1 protein-coding gene is annotated in these 23,935 nt (G+C 76.9%); it reads left to right on the top strand.

The features are described 5' to 3' along the window. The first annotated feature begins 119 nt into the window (after nucleotides 1-119). Complete coding sequence (locus ACZ6O5_RS12850) at nucleotides 120-23,924, top strand: type I polyketide synthase (protein ID WP_465977224.1); 23,805 nt, start codon at nucleotides 120-122, stop codon at nucleotides 23,922-23,924. The last annotated feature ends 11 nt before the right edge of the window (nucleotides 23,925-23,935 follow it).

Raw genomic sequence — 23,935 nt, forward strand, 5'->3', positions numbered from 1 at the left:
CAGCGCTCAGTAGCGTCCACTCACGGTGACGGGCCGGGTGCCGGCGTACCCCCGTGTGCCGCACCGGCGGCTACCTCGGTGTTCGACGGAATCGATCGGCAGCAACTGCGGGCGGGTGGATCATGGCGGACGAAGAGAAGCTTCTCGAACACCTCAAGTGGGTGACCACCGAGCTCCGTCAGGCGCACCGGCGCCTGCGGGAGCTGGAGGAGCCCGAGCCGATCGCCGTGGTGGCCATGGCCTGCCGGTTCCCCGGCGGCGTGAGCTCCCCGGAACAGCTCTGGGACCTGGTCGCCGCCGGCACCGACGCCACCGGACCGTTCCCCACCGACCGCGGCTGGGACCTGGCGGACCTGTACGACCCGGACCCGGACCACCAGGGCACCTCGTACAGCGACCGGGGCGGCTTCCTCACCGACGCCGGGCACTTCGACCCCACCCCGTTCGGCATCAGCCCGCGCGAGGCGCTCGCCATGGACCCGCAGCAGCGGCTGCTGCTGGAGACCACCTGGGAGGTGTTCGAACGGGCCGGCATCGACGCCGGCACGCTGCGCGGCAGCCGCACCGGCGTGTTCGTGGGCACCGCCGGGCAGGACTACGCGTCCGTGTTGCGCCGGCTGCCCGCCGGCGTCGAGGGTTACGTGCTGACCGGCACCGCCGCCAGCGTCATCTCCGGCCGCCTCGCCTACACGTTCGGCCTGGAAGGGCCGGCCGTCACCATCGACACCGCCTGCTCGTCGTCGCTCGTCGCGCTGCACCTGGCCGCGCAGGCGCTGCGCGACGGCGAGTGCACCCTGGCCGTCGCCGGTGGCGCCAGCGTGATGGCCACCCCGGGCGGCTTCGTCGAGTTCTCCCGCCAGCGCGGCCTGGCCGCCGACGGCCGGTGCAAGGCGTTCTCCGCCGCCGCCGACGGCACCGGCTGGGCCGAGGGCGCCGGCCTGGTGCTCGTCGAACGGCTCAGCGACGCCCGCCGGCTCGGTCACCCGGTGCTGGCCGTGATCCGCGGCAGCGCGGTCAACTCCGACGGTGCCAGCAGCGGGCTCACCGCCCCCAACGGCCCCGCCCAGCAGCGCGTCATCCGGGAGGCCCTGGACAACGCCGGGCTCACCCCGGCCGACGTCGACGTGGTCGAGGCGCACGGCACCGGCACCACGCTCGGCGATCCGATCGAGGCGCAGGCGCTGCTCGCCACGTACGGCCGGGACCGGCCCGCCGACCGGCCGCTGCGGCTCGGCTCGCTGAAGTCGAACCTCGGCCACACCCAGGCCGCCGCCGGCGTCGCCGGCGTGATGAAGATGGTGCTGGCGCTGCGCCACGGCCTGCTCCCCGCCACGCTGCACGCCGACGAGCCCACCCCGCACGTCGACTGGTCGGCCGGCGCGGTCGCGCTGCTCACCGAGCCCCGACCCTGGCCGGCCGACCCGGAGCGGGTCCGCCGGGCCGCCGTCTCCTCGTTCGGCATGAGCGGCACCAACGCCCACCTGGTCATCGAGGAGGCCCCGGCGGTCGAGCCGGCCCCCGAGCCGACGGCCACCGTGGACCGGCCGGTCGTGCCCGTGCTGCTCTCCGCCGCCGACCCGGCCGCGCTCGCCGCGCAGGCCGGCCGCTGGGCGTCCCGGCTGGACGCGGACGCCGCGCCCCGGCCGGTGGACGTCGCGTACGCGTCGGTCACCACCCGGACCACGCTGGACCGGCGGGCCGTGCTCGCCGCCGCCGACCCGGACGGCCTGCGGGCCGCGCTGCGGGCACTGGCCGCCGGTGAACCGGCCGGCGCGCTGGTCACCGGCGAGGCGACCGACCGCGGCCCCACCGCCATGCTCTTCTCCGGGCAGGGCGCGCAACGCGCCGGCATGGGCCGCGAGCTGTACGCGCAGTTCCCGGTGTTCGCCGCCGCGCTGGACGCGGTGTGCGCGCACCTGGACCGGGCGCTGCCCCGGCCGCTGAGAGAGGTGCTGTTCGCGGCCGAGGGCACGCCCGAGGCGACGCTGCTGGACGAGACCGCGTTCACCCAGGCCGGTCTGTTCGCGGTCGAGGTGGCGCTGTTCCGCCTCGTCGAGTCGTTCGGCGTCACCCCGGACCTGCTGGCCGGCCACTCGATCGGCGAGGTCACCGCCGCGTACCTGGCCGGGGTGCTGTCGCTGAAGGACGCCTGCCTGCTGGTGGCGGCCCGGGGCGCGCTGATGCAGGCGCTGCCGGCCGGCGGCGGCATGCTCGCCGTCGCCGCCACCGAGGAGCAGGTCCGCGCCGACCTGGCCGGACATGCCGACCGGGTCGGGATCGCCGCGGTCAACGGTCCGTCGTCGGTGGTGGTCTCCGGCGCGGTCGACGCGCTCGACGAACTGGCCGCGCGCTGGACCGGGCAGGGCGTCCGGGTGCGGCGGCTCGCCGTGTCCCACGCGTTCCACAGCCCGCTGATGACGCCGATGCTGGACCGCTTCCGCGCGGTGCTGACGCGGCTGGACTTCGCCGCCCCGACGCTGCCGGTGGTGTCCAACCTGACCGGTGCGCTCGCCGAGGGCGACGACCTGTGCACCCCCGACTACTGGGTGCGGCACGTCCGCGAGGCGGTCCGGTACGCCGACGGCGTGGCCGCGCTGCGCGCCGCCGGCGCGGACACCTTCCTGGAGATCGGCCCGCGCAGCGTGCTCACCGCGCTGACCGCCGAGGCGCTGCCCGACGCCGACGGCGTGCTCACCGTCGCCGCCCAGCGACGCGACCGGCCGGAGACCGAGGCGCTGCTCGCGGCGCTCGCCGAACTGCACGTGCACGGCGTGCCGGTGAACTGGACGCCCTGGTTCGCCGACACCGGCGCCCGCCCGGCCGACCTGCCCACGTACGCGTTCCAGCGGGAGCGGTTCTGGCCGGACGCGCCGGCCTGGCAGGCCGGGGACGTGTCCGGGGCCGGGCTCGGCGTGGCCGGACACCCGCTGCTCGGCGCCGCCGTCCGGCTCGCCGGCGACGACGAGGTGGTGCTCACCGGGCGGCTGTCCGTGTCCACCCACCCGTGGCTGGCCGACCACGTGGTCGCCGGCGCGGTGGTGGTGCCCGGCACCGCGCTGCTGGAACTGGTGGTGCGTGCCGGCGACGAGGCCGACGCCAGCCGGATCCGCGAGCTGACCGTGGCCACCCCGCTCACGCTGCCGGCCGCCGGCGCGGTCCGGGTGCAGGTGCGGGTCGGCGCCGCCGACGACACCGGCGGTCGACCGGTGACCGTGCACGCCCAGCCCGACGACGACCCGGACGCCGAGTGGGTGCGGCACGCCGAGGGCCTGCTGGAACCGGCCGCCGCCGGGGAACCCACGGTCGGCGCGTGGCCGCCCGCCGGGGCGTCCGAGGTGGACGTCACCGACTGGTACGACGCGTTCGCCGCGCACGGCCTGGCGTACGGGCCGGTGTTCCGGGGCGTCCGTCGGGTCTTCTCCGGCCCGGACGAGGCGTACGCCGAGGTGACGCTTCCCGACGGGGCCGACCCGACCGGCTTCGGCGTGCACCCGGCGCTGCTCGACGCGGCGCTGCACCCGATCGGCCTGCTCGACGCCGGCTCCGGCGACGGTCCCCGGGTCCCGTTCGCGTTCGAGGGCGTGCAGGTGCACGCCGCCGGCGCCCGGGTGCTGCGGGTGCGGCTGACCCGCGCCGGCTCGTCGGTGCGGCTGGTCGCGGTGGACGCCACCGGCGCACCGGTGGTCTCGGTGGACGCCTTGACGCTGCGGGAGCTGGGCGGGTCCGCGCCGGTCACCGCCGCCGACCGGTCCCTGTACGCGCTGACCTGGCCGGTCGAGCCGGTCACCGCGCCGGCCACCGCGCCGGTGTGGGCGGCGCTGCGGTTGACCGACGGGGACACGGCCGGCCCTGCCGGGTCCGGCGCGTCCGCGTCCGACAGCGGTGACGTGGCGGAGTATCCGGATGTGGCGGCGCTCGTCGCCGCCGTGCCGGCCGGTGGCCCGGCCCCGGAGGCAGTGCTGCTGCGACTGCCCGCCGGCCCCACCGACAACCGGTCCACCGGCGACGGCCCGGCCGACAACCGGACCGCCGACGCCGGCCCGGCCGGCGACCTGACCGCCGACGCCGCGGGCACGACGGCAGCCGCGAACGGCACCGGCCTGCCGGACCGGGTCCGGTCCGTGACCACCGCCGTGCTGGCGGCGCTCCAGGACTGGCTGGCCGCGGACGCGCTCGCCGACTCGCGTCTGGTGGTGCTCACCCGGGGCGCGGTCGCGGCCACCGACGACGACCGGATCACCGACCTGGCCGGCGCGGCGGTGTGGGGGCTGCTGCGCTCGGCGCAGTCGGAGCATCCGGGCCGCATCGTGCTTGTCGACCTGGACCGGGAGCCGGACGCCGAGGCGCTGTCGGCGCTGGCCGGAGTGGTCGCCGACCCGACGGCGACCGGCGGTCAGGTGGCGCTGCGCGGCGACGCGGTGCGCGTACCCCGGTTGGCGCGCCCGGCCGACGACGAGCTGAACCCGCCGGACGGCCGCTGGCATCTCGCGGCGGTCGCGCCCGGCACGCTGGACGGCGTCGCGCCGGTGTCGGCGTCGGTCGCCGAGCCGGGACCCGGCCAGGTCCGCATCGCGGTGCGGGCCACCGGCGTGAACTTCCGCGACGTGCTCATCGCGCTCGGCATGTACCCCGATCCGGCCGCCCGGATGGGCAGCGAGGGCGCCGGCATGGTCCTGGCCGTCGGCCCGGACGTCACCGACCTGGCCCCCGGCGACCGGGTGCTGGGCATGTTCGAGCCCGGCTTCGGGCCGGAGGTCCTCGCCGCCCGCGAGCGGGTGGCCCGCATCCCGGCCGGCTGGACGTTCACCGAGGCGGCGTCCGTGCCGCTGGTGTTCCTCACCGCCTGGTACGCGTTGCGGGACCTGGCCGACCTGCGTGCCGGTGAGTCGGTGCTGATCCACTCCGGTGCCGGCGGCGTGGGCATGGCGGCGATCCAGATCGCCCACCACCTCGGCGCGACGGTGTACGCGACGGCCAGCCCCGGTAAGTGGGGGACCTTGCGTGGGTTGGGTGTCGCGGACGAGCGGATCGCCTCGTCGCGGACCACCGACTTCGAGGGCGTGTTCGCCGCCGCGAGCGGCGGCGCCGGTGTCGACGTGGTGCTGGACGCGCTGGCCGGCGAGTTCGTGGACGCGTCGTTGCGGTTGCTGCCGCGCGGCGGCCGGTTCGTGGAGATGGGCAAGACGGACCTGCGGGATCCGGCGGTGGTGGCGCGGGAGCATCCGGGCGTCGGCTACCGGTCGTTCGACCTGAACGACGCGGGCGGGGCGCGGATCGGGGAGATGCTGGCCGAGCTGCTGGCGCTGTTCGAGCGCGGTGTGCTGTCGCCGCTGCCGGTGCGGGCCTGGGACGTGCGGCAGGCCCGGACCGCGTTGCGGCACCTCAGCCAGGCCCGGCACGTCGGCAAGGTGGTGCTCACCGTGCCCGCGTCGGCCGATCCGGACCGGGTCATGCTGGTGACCGGCGCGTCCGGCGCCCTCGCGGGCATCGTCGCCCGGCACCTCGTCGCCTCCGGCCAGTCGCGCAACCTGCTGCTGGCCGCCCGCCGGTCCCCGGCCGACGACCCGGCGTACGCGGCGCTCGTCGACGAGCTGACCGAGGCCGGTGCGACCGTCCGGGCCGTCGCGGTGGACCTCGGCGACCCGGCGCAGGTGACCACGCTGCTGGCCGGTGTGGACCTGACCGCCGTCTACCACTGCGCGGGTCTGGTCGCCGACGCGACGATCGCGTCGCTGGACGCCGACGCCGTCGACCGGGTGCTGCGGCCCAAGGTGGACGCCGCCTGGGCGCTGCACCGGGCCACCGCCGGTCACGACCTGGCGGAGTTCGTGCTGTTCTCCTCGTTCGCGGCGACGCTCGGCTCGCCCGGGCAGGGCAACTACGCCGCCGCGAACGCGTTCCTCGACGCGCTGGCCGCCCACCGCCACGCGACCGGACTGCCCGCCACCAGCATCGGCTGGGGCATGTGGGCCACCAGCAGCGCCATGACCGCCCACCTCGACCGGGACGACGCGCGCCGGCTGCGCCGCCTCGGGATGACCCCGCTCACCGCCACCGAGGGCGCCGCCCTGCTCGACGCCGCCACCCGCCGCGCCCGGCCCGCCGTCGCGGCGGCCCGGCTGCGGCTCACCGGCGACGCCGACCGCTACCCGGCGATCCTGCGCGGACTGGCCCGCGCCGGCACCCGCCGCGCCGCCGCGCAGGCCACCGGCGGCGGCCAGAGCGGCTGGGCCGAGCGGCTCGCCGGCCTGGCCCCGGACGAGGCGACCGCGTTGCTCGTCGAGCTGGTCCGGGCGCAGGCGGCGGCGGTGCTCGGACACGCGTCGGCGCAGGCGGTGCCCGGTGCGCGGGCGTTCAAGGACCTCGGGTTCGACTCGCTGACGTCGGTGGAGCTGCGTAACCGGCTCGCGTCGGCCACCGGGCTGCGGCTGCCCGCCACGCTGGTCTTCGACCACCCCACCCCGGAACGCGTCGCCGGCCTGCTGCACGGGCAGCTCGCCGCCGCCGCGCCCGCCGCGCCGGTCACCCGTACCGCCGGGCCCGCCCGCGCCGACGAACCGCTCGCCATCATCGGCATGGCCTGCCGCTACCCGGGCGGCATCGCCACCCCCGAGCAGCTCTGGGACCTGGTCGCCGCCGGCGGGGACGCGATCGGCGGGTTCCCCGCCGACCGGGGATGGGACCTCGACGCGCTCTACGACCCGGACGCCGACCGGGCCGGCACGTCCACCACCCGCCACGGCGGGTTCCTCGCCGACGCCGGCGACTTCGACCCGGCGTTCTTCGGCATCAGCCCGCGCGAGGCCCTGGCCATGGATCCGCAGCAGCGGCTGCTGCTGGAAACCTCGTGGGAGGCGTTCGAGTCCGCCGGCCTCGACCCGGCCACCCGCGCCGGCACCGCCACCGGCGTCTTCGTCGGCGCCGCCTCCTCCGGGTACGCCGCCGACGGCGCCGAAGGGCTCGAAGGCCACCTGCTCACCGGCACCGCCGGCAGCGTCGCCTCCGGCCGGCTCGCCTACACGTTCGGCCTGGAGGGGCCGGCCGTCACCGTCGACACCGCCTGCTCGTCGTCGCTTGTCGCCCTGCACCTGGCCGCGCAGGCGCTGCGCTCCGGCGAGTGCGACCTGGCGCTCGCCGGCGGTGTGGCGCTGATGGCCACGCCCGGCATGTTCTCCGAGTTCTCCCGGCAGGGCGGCCTGGCCCCGGACGGCCGGTGCAAGGCGTTCGCCGCCGGCGCGGACGGCACCGGCTGGGGCGAGGGCGTCGGCATCCTGCTGGTGCAGCGCCTCGCCGACGCGCGCCGCGACGGACGCCACGTCCTCGCCGTGGTACGCGGCACCGCCGTCAACTCCGACGGCGCGTCCAACGGCCTGACCGCGCCGAACGGCCCGTCGCAGCAACGCGTCATCCGCGCCGCGCTGGCCAACGCGCGGCTGTCCCCGGCCGACGTGGACGTGGTCGAGGCGCACGGCACCGGCACCACGCTCGGCGACCCGATCGAGGCGCAGGCGCTGCTCGCCACGTACGGGCAGGACCGCGAGACGCCGCTGCTGCTCGGCTCGATCAAGTCGAACATCGGGCACACCCAGGCAGCCGCCGGCGTCGCCGGCATCATCAAGATGGTCCTCGCGATGCGGCACGGCGTGGTGCCGCCGACGCTGCACGTGGACGCGCCCTCGTCGCACATCGACTGGACCGCCGGCGCGGTCACCCTGGTCACGGACGCCGCGCCCTGGCCGGCCGTCGACCGGCCCCGCCGCGCCGCCGTCTCCTCGTTCGGCATCTCCGGCACCAACGCGCACGCCGTCATCGAGGCGGCCCCCGCCGCGCCGCCAGCCGGTCCCGCGCCCGCCGCCGGCCCCGGCCTGGTCGCCGCCGACGCCGTGCCGCTGCTGCTGTCCGCGCGCAGTGCCCGCGCGCTGCCCGCCCAGGCCGCCCGGCTGCGCGACCACCTCGACGCCCACCCCGACCTGGACCTCGCCGACGTCGGCTGGTCCCTGGCCACCGGCCGCGCCCACCACCCGTACCGGCAGGTCACCGTCGCCGCCGGCCGGGACGACGCGCTCGCCGCGCTCACCGTCGCCGCGCCGCCGACCGCCCCCGCCGACGGTCCGCCGAAGGTCGTCTTCGTCTTCCCCGGCCAGGGCTCCCAGTGGCCCGGCATGGCGCTCGACCTGCTCGACAGCTCCCCGGCCTTCCGGGACCGGATGCGCGAGTGCGCCGCCGAGCTGGCCGGACTCGTCGACTGGACGCCCGAGGACGTGCTGCGCGGCGCACCCGACGCCCCGCCGCTGGACCGGGTCGACGTGGTCCAGCCGCTGCTGTTCGCCGTGATGGTGTCGCTGGCCGAGGTGTGGCGCTCCTGCGGCGTACGCCCCGACGCGGTGATCGGCCACTCGCAGGGCGAGATCGCCGCCGCCTGCGTGGCCGGCGCGCTCACCCTGCCCGACGCGATGCGGCTCGTGGTGGCCCGCAGCCGGGCGCTGCTCGCCCTCTCCGGCCGCGGCGGCATGGTCTCCGTGCCGCTGTCCGCCGCCGACACCGCCGACCTCGTCGCGCCCTGGGGCGACCGGCTCGGCGTCGCCGCGCTCAACGGCGCCACCGTCACCGTCGTCTCCGGCGACGCCGACGCCGTCGACGAGCTGCTCGCCGTCGCCGCCGACCGTGACCTGCGGGCCCGGCGGATCGCCGTCGACTACGCCTCGCACTGCGCGCACGTCGACGCGGTCCGCGACGACCTGGCCGCCGCGCTCGGCACGCTCACGCCGCGCCCGAGCCGGGTGGTGTTCCACTCCACCGTCACCGGCGAGCCGATCGACACCGCCGAACTGGACGCCGACTACTGGTTCCGTAACCTGCGCGAACCGGTCCGCCTCGCGCCGGTCGTGGACGCGCTGATCGACACCGGACACCGGGCGTTCGTCGAGATCAGCCCGCACCCGGTGCTCAAGGTCGTGGTGCAGGACGCGCTCGACCGGACGCCCGCCGGGACGCCCGGCGTCGTCGTCGGCTCGCTGCGCCGCGACGAGCACGGCCCCCGCCAGCTCCTCACCGCGCTCGGCGGCCTGCACACCGCCGGCGTACCGGTCGACTGGGCGGCCGTCTTCGCCGGCTCCGGGACCGCCCGGGTCGACCTGCCCCCGTACGCGTTCCAGCGGGAACGGTTCTGGCCCGAACCGGGCGCGACGCACGGCGGCGACGTCACCGGCGCCGGCCTCGGCGCCGCCGGGCACCCGCTGCTCGGCGCCGCGGTCCGGCTGGCCGACGCGGACGAGGTGGTGCTGACCGGACGGCTCTCGCTCGCGGCGCAGCCGTGGCTGGCCGACCACACGGTCGCCGGCACCGTGCTGCTGCCCGGCACCGCGCTCGTCGAGCTGGCGGTCCGGGCCGGCGACGAGGTCGGCGCGGCCCGGGTCCGTGAACTGACGCTCGTCGCCCCGCTGGCCCTGCCGGACACCGGCGGCGTCCGGGTGCAGGTACGCGTCGGCGCGCCCGACGACGCCGGTACGCGCCCGGTGACCGTGCACGCCCAACCCGACGGGACCATCGACGACGGGTGGACCCGGCACGCCGAGGGTGTGCTGGAACCGGCCACCGGCGACGAGTCGACGCTCGACGCCTGGCCCCCCGCCGGCGCCGCCGAGGCGGACCTCACCGGCTGGTACGACACGCTCGCCGGGCACGGCCTGGCGTACGGGCCGGCGTTCCGGGGCCTGCGCCGGGCCTGGACCGTCGACGGCACGGTCTGCGCCGAGGTCGCCCTGCCGGACGGGCCGGCCGACCGCGCCGGCCGGTTCGAGGTGCACCCGGCGCTGCTCGACGCCGCGCTGCACGTCATCGGCCTGCTGCCCGGCGGCGACGCGACGCCCGGACCGCGGGTGCCGTTCACGTTCGGTGGCGTGCAGGTGCACGCGGCCGGCGCGGCGGTGCTGCGGGTGCGGCTGTCCCGCGCCGGTGACGCGGTGCGGCTGGTCGCCGCCGACGAGACCGGCGCGCCTGTGGTGTCGGTGGACGAGCTGGTGCTCAAGGAGCTGGGCGCGTCCGTCGTACCGGCCGCCGTCGACCGGTCCGTCCTCGAGGTGACCTGGACGGTGCGGGACGTCACGCCGGCGGACCGGCCGACGGCCTGGGCGACGCTGGCCGGCGTCGACGGCGCGGAGTACCCCGACATGGACGCGCTGGTGGCCGCCGTCGCGGCTGGCACGCCGGCCCCCGAGGCGGTGCTGCTGCCGGTCGGGGGCGGTCAAGAGACCGTCGACGGTGCGGCCGGCGACGGCCGGACCGGCACGGCCGGCGGGGATCTGCCGGACCGGGTGCGGTCGGTGACGCTGGCGGTGCTGGCGGCGGTGCGGGGCTGGCTGGCCGCCGACGACCTGGCCGACTCGCGACTGGTGGTGACCACCCGGGGCGCGGTGGCGACCCGGGACGGCGACCGGATCGCCGACCTGGCCGGCGCGGCGGCGTGGGGACTGCTGCGGTCCGCGCAGTCCGAGCACCCGGGCCGGATCCTCCTGGCTGACCTGGACCGGACGCCTGACGCCGACGTGCTGGCGCTGCTCGCCGCCGCGCCGGCCGGCGGGCAGGTCGCGCTGCGCGGCGGCGACGTGCTCGTGCCGCGCGTGGTCCGCCCGGCCGGTGACCGGCTCGTCCCGTCGACCGAACGCTGGCACGTGGCGGCCGTCGAGCCCGGCACCATCGACGGTGTCGCCCTGCGGCCGACCGACACACCGCCGCTCGCGGCTGGTGAGGTGCGGGTGGCGGTGCGGGCGGCCGGGGTGAACTTCCGGGACGTGTTGATCGCGCTCGGGATGTATCCGGATGCGTCGGCGGTGATGGGCAGTGAGGGCGCGGGCGTGGTCCTGGAGGTCGGTCCGGGGGTGTCCGGGTTGGCCGTGGGTGATCGGGTGTTCGGGTTGTTCGAGCCGGGTTTCGGTCCGGTGGTGGTGGCGCGGCGGGATCGGATCGCGCGGGTGCCGGCGGGTTGGTCGTTCGTCGAGGCGGCGTCGGTGCCGGTGGTGTTCCTGACGGCGTGGTACGCGTTGCGCGACCTGGCCGGGCTGCGTTCGGGTGAGTCGGTGTTGATCCACTCCGGGACCGGTGGGGTCGGCATGGCCGCGATCCAGATCGCCCGGCATCTCGGCGCGACGGTCTACGCCACTGCCAGCCCTCCGAAGTGGGGCACGTTGCGGGGCCTGGGCGTGGCGGACGAGCGGATCGCGTCGTCGCGGACCACCGATTTCGAGCAGTCGTTCCTGACTGCCAGCGGTGGCGCCGGGGTGGACGTGGTGTTGGACGCCCTCGCCGGTGAGTTCGTGGACGCGTCGTTGCGGTTGCTGCCGCGCGGCGGCCGGTTCGTCGAGATGGGTAAGACGGACCTGCGGGATCCGGACCAGGTCGCCGCCCAGCACCCCGGCGTGACGTACCGGGCGTTCGAACTCAACGGGGCCGGCGGCGAACGCCTCGGCCAGATGCTCACCGAACTGCTCGACCTGTTCGAGACGGGCGCGCTGACGCCGCTGCCCACCCGGACCTGGGACGTCCGGCAGGCCCGCACCGCGCTGCGGCACCTCAGCCAGGCCCGGCACGTCGGCAAGGTCGTGCTCACCGTGCCCGCGCCCGCCGAACCGGACCGCGTCACGCTCGTCACCGGCGCGTCCGGCACCCTCGCCGGCCTGGTCGCCCGCCACCTCGTCGCCACCGGCCAGACCCGCAACCTGCTCCTCGCAGCCCGCCGGTCCCCGGCCGACGACCCGGCGTACGCGGCGCTCGTCGACGAGTTGACCGACGCCGGGGCCACGGTCCGCGCCGTCCCGGTCGACCTGACCGAACCCGGCCGGGCCGCCGAGCTGGTGGCCGGCGTGGACCTGACCGCCGTGTACCACTGCGCCGGCGCCATCGCCGACGCCACCGTCACCTCCCTGGACGCCGACGCCGTCGACCGGGTGCTGCGGCCCAAGGTGGACGCCGCCTGGGCGCTGCACGAGGCCACCGCCGGCCAGGACCTGACCGCGTTCGTGCTGTTCTCGTCGATCGCCGCCACGCTCGGCTCGCCCGGGCAGGGCAACTACGCCGCCGCGAACGCGTTCCTCGACGCGCTCGCCGTCCACCGCCGGGCGACCGGACTGCCGGCGGCCAGCCTCGCCTGGGGACTCTGGGCCACCACCAGCACCATGACCGCCCACCTCGACGACGGCGAGCACCGCCGCGCCATCCGCGCCGGCAGCGCCCCGCTCACCGACGCCGAGGGGCTCGCGCTGCTCGACGCCGCCCAGCGGCACGGCGGCGCGCACACCGTGCTCATGAACGTGCCGACCAGCCCCGACCCGGCCCGCGTGCCGGAACTGCTGCGCGAGCTGATCCGCCCGGCCCGGCGGCGGGCCGCCGCGCGTACCGGAGGGGAGCTGTCGCTGGCCGACCGGCTCGCGGCGCTCAACCCCACCGCCCGGCACAACCAGCTCCTCGACCTGGTCACCGGCAGCGTCGCCGCGGTGCTCGGCCACCGGTCCGCCGAAGGCGTCGACCCGCAACGCCCGTTCAAGGAACTCGGCTTCGACTCGCTGACCTCGGTGGAGCTGCGTAACCGGCTCGCCGCCGCCACCGGGCTGCGACTGCCCGCCACCGTGGCGTTCGACCACCCCACCCCGGTCGTGCTCGCCGAGCACCTCGACCGGGAGATCGGCGGCCGGGCCGCACCGGCCGCCGCGCCGGCCGGCACCGCGACCACCGCCGTCGACGAGCCGATCGCCGTCGTCGGCATGGCCTGCCGGTTCCCCGGCGACGTCCGCAGCCCCGAGGACCTGTGGAACCTGGTCACCGCCGGCGCGGACGTGATCGCACCGTTCCCCACCGACCGGGGCTGGGACCTGGCCGGCCTGCTGAACGACGGCGACGACCGGCCCGCGCCCCGACACGGCGGCTTCCTCTACGACGCCGCCGACTTCGACGCCGCGTTCTTCGGCATCAACCCGCGCGAGGCGCTCGCCATGGACCCGCAGCAGCGGCTGCTGCTGGAGACGTCGTGGGAGGCGCTGGAGCGTGCCGGCGTCGACCCGGCCACCGTGCGCGGCAGCAGCACCGGTGTCTACGTCGGCCTGATCTACCACGACTACGCCGGCACCGCCGTCGGCGCCGACGACGAACTCGACGGGTACGTGGGCAACGGCAGCGCCGGCAGCGTCGCCTCCGGCCGCATCTCCTACCTGCTCGGCCTGGAAGGCCCGGCGGTCACCGTCGACACCGCCTGCTCGTCGTCGCTCGTCGCGCTGCACCTGGCCGCCCAGGCGCTGCGTCAGCAGGAGTGCGGCCTGGCCCTGGCCGGCGGCGTCACGGTCATGTCCAGCCCCGGCATGCTCGCCGAGTTCTCCCGCCAGCGCGGCCTGTCCCCGGACGGGCGGTGCAAGGCGTTCGGCGCCGACGCCGACGGCACCGGCTTCGCCGAGGGCGTCGGCATGCTGCTGCTGGAACGCCTCTCCGACGCCCGCCGCAACAATCGCCGGATCCTCGCCGTGCTGCGCGGCAGCGCGGTCAACCAGGACGGCGCCAGCAGCGGCCTCACCGCCCCCAACGGCCCCTCCCAGCAGCGGGTCATCCGGGCCGCGCTGGCCAACGCCCGGCTGTCCCCGGCCGACGTGGACGTGGTCGAGGCGCACGGCACCGGCACCGCGCTCGGTGACCCGATCGAGGCGCAGGCGCTGCTCGCCACGTACGGGCAGGACCGGTCCACGCCGCTGCTGCTCGGCTCCGTCAAGTCGAACATCGGCCACACCCAGGCCGCCGCCGGCGTCGCCGGCATCATCAAGATGGTCCTGGCCATGCGGCACGGGGTGGTGCCGCCGACGCTGCACGCCGACGAGCCGTCCCCGCACGTCGACTGGACCGCCGGCGCGGTCACGCTGGCCACGACGGCGGCGCCCTGGCCGGCCGTCGACCGGCCCCGCCGCGCCGCCGTCTCCTCGTTCGGCATCTCCGGGACCAACGTGCACGCCATCCTGGAACAGGCCCCCGAACCGGCAGCCGCCCCCACCACGCCCCCGGCCGTCACCGGCGACCTCGGCACCCCGTGTGTGCTCTCCGCCCGCACCCCGGACGCGCTGCGCGCCCAGGCCGACCGGCTGGCCGCCTGGATCGAGACGAACCCGGCGGTGCCGCTGACCGACCTCGCACACGCGCTCGCCACCGGACGGTCCGCGTTCGAACACCGGGCCGTGCTGCTGCCCCGCGACCGGGCCGGCCTGCTCGCCGGCCTCGCCGCCGTCGCCGCCGACGAGCCGTCGTCCACCGTGGTACGCGGCACCGCCGGCACCGGCCGGCTCGCCGTGCTCTTCTCCGGTCAGGGGGCCCAACGCCCCGGCACGGGCCGCGAGGCGTACCGGGCGTTCCCGGTCTTCGCCGCCGCGCTGGACGAGGTCTGCCGGCACCTCGACCCGTTGCTGCCCCGCCCGCTGCGCCCGGTGCTCTTCGCGCCCGAAGGGGCTCCGGAAGCGGCGCTGCTGGACCGCACCGAGTTCACCCAGCCGGCGCTGTTCGCCGTCGAGGTGGCGCTGTTCCGCCTGATCGAGTCGTTCGGGATCACCCCCGACGTGGTCGGCGGGCACTCCGTCGGCGAGATCACCGCCGCGTACGTGGCCGGGGTGCTCTCCCTGCCCGACGCCGCCGCGCTGGTCGCCGCGCGCGGCCGGCTCATGCAGGCGCTGCCCGACGGCGGCGGCATGCTCGCCGTCGCCGCGCCCGAGGACGAGGTGACCGCCGCGCTCGCCGGGTACGCCGACCGGGTCGGCGTCGCCGCCGTCAACGGCCCGTCGGCCGTGGTCGTCTCCGGTGCCCTCGACGCCCTCGACGAACTGGAACGCGCCTGGCGGGAGCGCGGGCTGCGGACCCGCCGGCTGCGCGTCAGCCACGCGTTCCACAGTCCGCTGATGACGCCGATGCTGGACGAGTTCCGGGCCGTCGTCGACGGGCTCACCCTCGACCCGCCGCGCCTGCCGGTGCTGTCGAACCTGACCGGCGGCGTCGCCGAGCCGGACGCGCTGCGCGATCCCGACTACTGGGTGCGGCACGTCCGCGACGCGGTCCGCTTCGCCGACGGCATCGCCGACCTGCGGCAGCGCCACGTCGGCACGTACCTGGAGGTCGGGCCGGACGGGGTGCTCGCCGGCATGATCCGCGACTGCCTCGGCGACGACGCGACGCCGGTGGTGGTGCCGACGCTGCGCGCCGGGCGTGCCGAGGGGGCCGCGCTGCTCACCGCGCTCGCCGAGGCGTACGCCGGTGGCGTGCCGGTGGACTGGACGCCGCTGACCGGCGGCGGGGCACCGCTCGACCTGCCCACGTACCCGTTCCAGCGGCGGCGCTTCTGGCCCGACGCCACCGGCTGGCGGGCCGGTGACCTGACCGGCGCCGGGCTGGCCGCGCCCGGTCACCCGCTGCTCGGCGCCGCGGTGCGGCTGGCCGGCGCGGACGAGACGGTGCTGACCGGCCGGCTCGCGGTGTCCGCGCAGCCCTGGCTGGCCGAGCACGTCGTGGCCGGCGCGGTGCTGCTGCCGGGTACCGCGCTGGTGGAGCTGGTGGTGCGCGCCGGCGACGAGGCCGGTGCGCCCCGGGTACGCGACCTCACCGTCACCGCGCCGCTGGTGCTGCCCGCCACCGGCGGTGTCCGGGTGCAGGTGCGGGTCGGCGCCGCCGACGACACCGGCGGCCGGGACGCCGCCGTGTACGCCCAGCCGGACGACGACCCGGACGCGGAGTGGACCCGGCACGCCGAGGCGGTGCTGGAACCGGCCGCCGCCGACGAGCCCGGCCTCGCCGCCTGGCCGCCGTCGGGCGTCACCGAGACGGACCTGACCGGCTGGTACGAGACGCTCGTCGGCCACGGCCTGACCTACGGGCCGACGTTCCAGGGCCTGCGCCGGGCCTGGACCGGCCGCGACGAGGTGTACGCCGAGGTGGCGCTCCCGGACACCACGGTGGCCGGGTTCGCGGTGCACCCGGCGCTGCTGGACGCCGCGTTGCACCCGATCGGCCTGCTGCCGGGCGGGACCGGGACGACCGGGCCGCGCGTGCCGTTCGCGTTCGAGGGCGTCCAGGTGCACGCCGCCGGCGCCCGGCTGCTGCGCGTCCGGCTGAGCCGCGCCGGTGCCGGGGTACGCCTGGTGGCGGTCGACGAGACCGGCGTGCCTGTGGTGTCGGTCGACTCGCTGGTGCTGCGCGAACTGGCCGGCGCCCCGGCCCCCGGCGCGGGTTCCCGCTCGCTGTACGCGGTGACCTGGCCGGTCGAGGAGATCCCGCCGGCCGAGGCGGATCTGACCTGGGCGGCGCTCGCCCCGGCCCGCCCGGACGACGCCGCCGCGGACCGACCGGCCCGGGGCCGGAAGGCGACCCGACGCGACGCGGCCCGGCCGAACACCGGATCCCCGCACGCCGGCTGGCTCGACCCGGCCGGGGCGGTGCCGGCGTTCCCGGACGTCGTGGCGCTGGTGGCAGCCGTCGAGGCCGGCACGCCCGCCCCCGACGCGATCCTGCTGCCGATCGGTCTCCCGGCGCGCACCGCCGACGCCCTGACCGGCACGGCGGGCAGCGGCGTGGTCGATGCGGTGGCCGACGGCGTGGCGGGCGTGGACGGTGCGGTCGATCGGGCGGCCGAGGGGGCGGGCGTCCACGGGGACCTGCCGGCTCGGGTGCGGTCGCTGACGGCGGCGGTGCTGGCGGCCGTGCAGGCGTGGCTGGCCGCGGACGCGCTCGCCGAATCGCGGCTGGTGGTGGTGACCCGGAACGCGGTGACCACCGGCGACGACCGGGCCGTCGACCCGGCCGCCGCGGCGGTGTGGGGACTGCTGCGCTCGGCGCAGTCCGAACACCCGGACCGGATCGTGCTCGTGGACGCCGACGCCGCCCTCGACCGCCACGCGCTCGGCGTGCTGGCCGCCGTGGTGGCCGACCCCGCCACCGTGGGCGGTCAGCTCGCGCTGCGCGGCGACCTGGTGTGCGTACCCCGGTTGACGCGACCGGCGGGTGCGGAGTTGGCGGCGCCGGCGGCGGGTGCCTGGCACGTCGCCGCCGCCCGGCCCGGCACGCTCGACGGCGTCGAGATCGTGCCGGCCACGCCGGCCCCACTCGCGGCCGGTGAGGTGCGGGTGGCGGTGCGGGCGGCCGGGGTGAACTTCCGGGACGTGTTGATCGCGCTCGGCATGTATCCGGATGCGTCGGCGGTCATGGGCAGTGAGGGCGCGGGCGTGGTCCTGGAGGTCGGTCCGGGGGTGTCCGGGTTGGCCGTGGGTGATCGGGTGTTCGGGTTGTTCGAGCCGGGTTTCGGTCCGGTGGTGGTGGCGCGGCGGGATCGGATCGCGCGGGTGCCGGCGGGTTGGTCGTTCGTCGAGGCGGCGTCGGTGCCGGTGGTGTTCCTGACGGCGTGGTACGCGTTGCGGGATCTGGCGGACCTGTGTTCGGGTGAGTCGGTGTTGATTCACTCCGGTGCTGGTGGGGTGGGGATGGCGGCGATCCAGATCGCTCGTCATCTCGGTGCGACGGTGTACGCGACGGCGAGTCCCGGTAAGTGGGGGACGTTGCGGGGGCTGGGCGTGGCGGCCGAGCGGATCGCGTCGTCGCGGACCACCGAGTTCGAGGGCGGGTTCCTGGCCGCCAGTGGTGGTGCCGGTGTGGACGTGGTGTTGGACGCCCTCGCCGGTGAAATCGTGGACGCGTCGTTGCGGTTGCTGCCGCGCGGCGGCCGGTTCGTCGAGATGGGCAAGACGGACCTGCGGGATCCGGCGGTGGTGGCGCGGGAACATCCGGGCGTCACGTACCGGTCGTTCGACCTGAACGAGGCCGGCGGCGAGCGCATCGGCCAGATGCTGGGCGAGTTGCTCGCGCTGTTCACCAGCGGCGCGTTGCGGCCCCTGCCGGTCCGGACCTGGGACGTGCGGCAGGCCCGGACCGCGTTGCGGCACCTCAGCCAGGCCCGGCACGTCGGCAAGGTGGTGCTCACCGTGCCCGCGCCGGTCGACCCGGACCGGGTCACGCTGGTGACCGGCGCGTCCGGCGCCCTCGCGGGCATCGTCGCCCGGCACCTCGTCGCCACCGGCCGGTCCCGGAACCTGCTCCTCGCGGCCCGCCGCGCGCCGGCCGACGACCCGACCTACGCGGCCCTCGTCGACGAGCTGGAGACGGCCGGCGCGACCGTCCGGGTCGCCACCGTCGACGTGGCGGACGACACCCAGGTCGCCGCGCTGCTGGCCGGTGTGGACCTGACCGCCGTCCACCACTGCGCCGGCGTCGTCGCCGACGCCACGATCTCGTCGCTGGACGCCGACGCCGTCGACCGGGTGCTGCGGCCCAAGGTGGACGCCGCCTGGGCGCTGCACCGGGCCACCGCCGGTCACGACCTGGCGGAGTTCGTGCTGTTCTCGTCCATCGCGGCGACGCTCGGCTCACCCGGGCAGGGCAACTACGCCGCCGCGAACGCGTTCCTCGACGCGCTCGCCGCCCACCGCCACGCGACCGGACTGCCCGCCACCAGCATCGGCTGGGGCGCGTGGGCCACCGGCGGCATGGCCGGGCGGCTCGACGCCGGCGACCGGCAGCGACTCGGCCGGATCGGCATGACCGGGCTCAGCGTCGCCGAGGGGGCGACCCTGCTCGACGCCGCCGCCGCGCAACCGCTGCCCGCCGTGGTCGCCGCCCGGCTGCGCATCACCGGCGACCGGACGCAGCTCCCGCCGCTGCTGCGGCTGCTGGCCCCCACCGGCGTACGCCGGCAGGCCCGCACCGCGGACACGAACACCGCCGGCTGGGCCGAGCGGCTCGCCGACCTGGCCCCGGACGAGGCGACCGCGTTGCTCGTCGAGCTGGTCCGGGCGCAGGCCGCGGCGGTGCTCGGACACGCGTCCGCGCAGGCGGTGCCCGGCACCCGGGCGTTCAAGGACCTCGGGTTCGACTCGCTGACCTCGGTGGAGCTGCGTAACCGGCTCGCGTCGGCCACCGGGCTGCGGCTGCCCGCCACGCTGGTCTTCGACCACCCCACCCCGGAACGCCTCGCCGAACACCTGCACGAACGACTCGGCCACCGGCCGGCCGCCGTCGCCGCCGCGACCCGGGCCACCGCCACCGAGGACGACGACCCCATCGCCATCATCGGCATGGCCTGCCGGCTCCCCGGCGGCGTCACCACCCCGGACCAACTGTGGGACCTGGTCTCCACCGGCGGCGACGGGATCGCCGAGTTCCCCGCCGACCGGGGCTGGGACCTCGACGCACTCTACGACCCGGACGCCGACCGCGCCGGCACCTCCACCACCCGCTACGGCGGGTTCCTCGCCGACGCGGCCGACTTCGACCCGGCGTTCTTCGGCATCAGCCCCCGCGAGGCCCTCGCCATGGACCCGCAGCAGCGGCTGCTGCTGGAAACCTCGTGGGAGGCGTTCGAGTCCGCCGGCCTCGACCCGCACGACCGCACCACGACCACCGGCGTCTTCGCCGGACTGATCCACCACGACTACGCCGGCCGGCTCGACGCCTCCGCGGAACTGGAGGGCTACCTGGTCAACGGCACCGCCGGCAGCGTCGCCTCCGGCCGCGTCGCGTACGTCTTCGGGCTGGAAGGACCGGCCGTCACGGTGGACACCGCGTGTTCGTCGTCGCTTGTCGCGCTGCACCTGGCCGCCCAGGCGCTGCGGGCCGGGGAATGCGACCTGGCACTGGCCGGCGGCGTGACCGTGATGGCCACGCCCAGCGCGTTCGTCGGCTTCTCCCGCCAGCGTGGACTGGCCCCCGACGGGCGGTGCAAGTCGTTCGCCGCCGGCGCCGACGGCACGAGTTGGGGCGAGGGCGTCGGCATGCTGCTCGTCGAGCGGCTCAGCGACGCCCGCCGTCGCGGCCACCGGGTCCTCGCGGTGGTGCGGGGCACGGCCGTGAACCAGGACGGCGCGTCGAACGGCCTGACCGCGCCGAACGGGCCGTCGCAGCAGCGGGTGATCCGGCAGGCCCTGGCCAACGCGCGGCTGAGCACGGCCGACGTGGACGCGGTCGAGGCGCACGGCACCGGCACCACGCTCGGGGATCCGATCGAGGCGCAGGCGGTGTTGGCGACGTACGGGCAGGAACGGTCGACGCCGCTGCTGCTCGGGTCGGTGAAGTCGAACATCGGGCACACCCAGGCCGCCGCCGGCGTCGCCGGGATCATCAAGATGGTCCTCGCCATGCGGCACGGGATCATGCCGCCGACGCTGCACGTGGACGAGCCGTCGCCGCACATCGACTGGACGGCCGGGGCGGTGACGCTGGCGACGGCGCCGACGCCGTGGCCCTCGGTGGACCGGCCGCGTCGGGCCGCGGTGTCGTCGTTCGGGATCTCCGGCACCAACGCGCACGTCATCCTGGAGCAGCCCACGGACGTCATCGAGCCGGCGAGTCCGACGGCCGACGGTGGCATGCCCGGAGCCGGCGACGCCCTGCCCGAAGGCGCGGACCGGACCGGCGAGGCGGTTCCTGACCGGACCGGCGACGCGACCGCGGGCGGGCCGGTGCCGGTGCTGCTGTCGGCGCGTACCGACGCGGCGCTCGCCGCGCAGGCCGACCGTTGGGCGCGCTGGCTCGCCGCCGACGGGACGCTCCGCCCGGTGGACGTCGGATGGTCCGCGCTCACCACCCGGCCGACGCTGGAGCAGCGGGCCGTCCTCGGCGTCACCGACCGGGACGAACTGCTGACCGCGCTGCGCGCGCTGGCCGGTGGCACGTCCTCCGGCGCGGTGACCACCGGCCCGGCCGGCCCGCGCGGGCGACTGGCGGTGTTGTTCTCCGGGCAGGGCGCGCAGCGTGCCGGCATGGGTCGGGAGTTGTCCGAGGTGTTCGGTGTGTTCGCGTCCGCGTTGGACGAGGTGTGCGCGCAGCTTGATCCGTTGCTGCCGGAGCCGTTGAAGCCGGTGCTGTTCGGTGATGCCGAGCTGTTGGATCAGACGCAGTTCACGCAGGCGGGTCTGTTCGCGGTCGAGGTGGCGTTGTTCCGTCTGGTGGAGTCGTTCGGCGTCACCCCGGACTTCGTGGGCGGGCACTCGATCGGTGAGGTGACCGCTGCCCACGTGGCGGGTGTGTTGTCGCTGGCGGACGCGTGCGCCCTCGTCGCGGCGCGGGGCCGGTTGATGCAGGCGTTGCCGGCCGGCGGCGGGATGCTCGCGGTCGCCGCGCCGGAGGCCGAGGTGGCCGCGTCGATCGGGGCGCACCCCGCGTTGGGGGTCGCGGCGGTGAACGGGCCGTCGTCGACGGTGGTGTCCGGTCCGGTCGACGCGCTGGACGGGGTCGAGCGCGTCTGGCGGGAGCGGGGTGTGCGGGTTCGTCGGTTGACGGTGTCGCACGCGTTCCACAGCCCGCTGATGGAGCCGATGCTTGCCGAGTTCCGGGCCGTCCTCGACGGGCTGACGTTTGCCGCGCCGGCCCTGCCGATCGTGTCGAACGTGACCGGCGCGTTGGCCGACCCGACCGAGATCACCAGCGTCGACTACTGGGTGCGGCACGTGCGGGAGGCGGTGCGTTACGCCGACGGGGTCGCCGCGTTGCGTGACGCCGGGGCGGACACGTTCCTGGAGGTCGGTCCGCAGAGTGTGCTCACCGCGCTGACCGCCGAGATCCTGCCCGACGACGAGACCGTGGTCGCGGTGGCGGCGCAGCGCCGGGACCGGGACGAGACCGGGGCGTTGCTGGCCGGGCTGGCGGAGCTGCACGTGCACGGTGTGCGCGTCGACTGGACGCCCTGGTTCGCCGGCACCGGCGCCACCCGCGTCGACCTGCCCACGTACGCGTTCCAGCACGAGCGGTTCTGGCCGGACACGCCGACCCGCACCGACGCCTCCGACGCCGAGTTCTGGGCCGCCGTGGAGAGCGGCGACCTCACCGCGCTCGCCGGTCACCTCGCCGACGACGCCCTCGACACGCTCGCCCCGGCACTGCCCGCGCTCACCACGTGGCGGCGGGCCCGTACCCGGCGTACCCCGGCCGACCGGTGGGCGTACCAGGTCACCTGGAAGCGGCTCGACCGCGACGAGCGGCCCGTTGCCGGCGGCGCCTGGCTGGTCGTCGCTCCGGCCGGCGAACCCGCCACCGCCGACGTCGCCGCCGCGCTGGCCGGCGCGGAACTGCGCCCGGTCACCGTCGACCCGGCCGGCACCACCCGGGCCGACCTCGCCGCCGCGCTCGGCAAGGCGTTCGCGGACGGGCCGGTCGACGGCGTGGTCTCGCTGCTCGGCCTGCACGACGCGCCGCACCCGGACCATCCGGCGCTGCCCGCCGGTACCGCCGCCACGCTGCTGCTGATCCAGGCGCTGCACGACACCGGCGACACGCCGCCGCTGTGGTGCCTCACCCGGGACGCGGTCGCCACCGACGGCGGCGACCCGGTGCACGGCGTCGCCCAGGGCGGCCTGTGGGGCCTGGCCCGGGTCGCCGGGCTGGAACTGCCCCGGCTGCGCGTCAACCTGCTCGACCTGCCCGCCGGCGACACCGACCCGGCCCAGCTCGCCGCCGCGCTCACCAGCGACGGCGACGAGGACCAGTTCGCGCTGCGCGGCGGCGGCCTCTACGCGCGCCGCCTGGTCCGCGCCACCCCGGCCGCGCCGGCCGCCGCCGACCGGTGGCAGCCCAGCGGCACGGTGCTGGTCACCGGCGGCACCGGCGCGCTCGGCGCGCACGTCGCCCGCTGGGCGGCCGGCGCCGGCGCGGAGCACCTGGTGCTCACCAGCCGGCGCGGCGACGCCGCCCCCGGCGCGGCCGAGCTGCGCGACGAGCTGACCGCGTCCGGCGTACGCGTCACGATCGCCGCCTGCGACGTGGCCGACCGGGACGCGGTCGCCGCGCTGCTGACCCGCCTCGACGCCGACCCGGTGCCGCTGACCGCCGTCGTGCACGCCGCCGGGCTCAACGACGTGGCACCGCTGCTCGACACCGACCCGGACCGGCTGGCCGGGGTGCTGACCGGCAAGACCGCCGGCGCGGTGCACCTCGACGAGCTGCTCGGCGACCGGCCGCTCGACGCGTTCGTGCTGTTCGCGTCCATCGCCGGGGTGTGGGGCAGCGGCGGGCAGGCCGGCTACGCGGCCGGCAACGCCCACCTCGACGCGCTGGCCGCCCGGCGGCACGCCCGCGGCCTCGCCGCCACCTCGGTGGCCTGGGGACCGTGGGCCGACGGTGGCATGGCCACCGACGACGCGCAGCGGGAACTGGCCCGCCGCGGCCTGCGGGCGATGGCCCCGGCCGACGCGGTGCACGCCATGCGCGTCGCGGTCGGGCGCGGCGACGCCACCCTCACCGTGGTCGACGTGGACTGGGCGACGTTCGCCCCCGCGTACGCGTCGAGCCGTCCCCGGCCGTTCCTGGCCGACCTGCCCGAGGCCCGGCAGGCGATCCGCGCCGCCGTGGAGGTCCCCGCCGACGGCGGCGCGGCGCTGCGCGACCAGCTCCGCGACCTGTCCACCGAGGACCGGGACCGGCGGCTCGTCGAACTGGTCCGCGCCGAGGCGGCGGCCGTGCTCGGCCACGGCGGCCCGGAGCGGGTCAAGCCCCGGCGGGCGTTCAAGGACCTCGGCTTCGACTCGCTGACCGCGGTCGAGCTGCGTAACCGGCTCAACCGGGCCACCGGCCTGTCGCTGCCCACCACGCTGGTCTTCGACCACCCCGACCCGGCCGCGCTCGCCGACCACCTGCGCGCCACGCTGCTGCCCGAGGCGTCGACCACGCCGACGGCGGACCCGGCCGAGACCGCGGTACGCGAGGCGCTGGCCACCGTCCCGCTCGCCCGCATCCGCGAGGCCGGGCTGCTGGAGCTGCTGCTCGGCCTCGCCGACGGCGACGGCCCCGCGCCCGAGCCGGACGGCGCGGAGGTCGACCTCGACGACCTCGACACCGACACCCTGATCCGGCTGGCCCTCGACGGCTCCGAGTCCTGACGCCCACGTAC

This window comes from Micromonospora sp. NPDC049201, assembly GCF_055586805.1.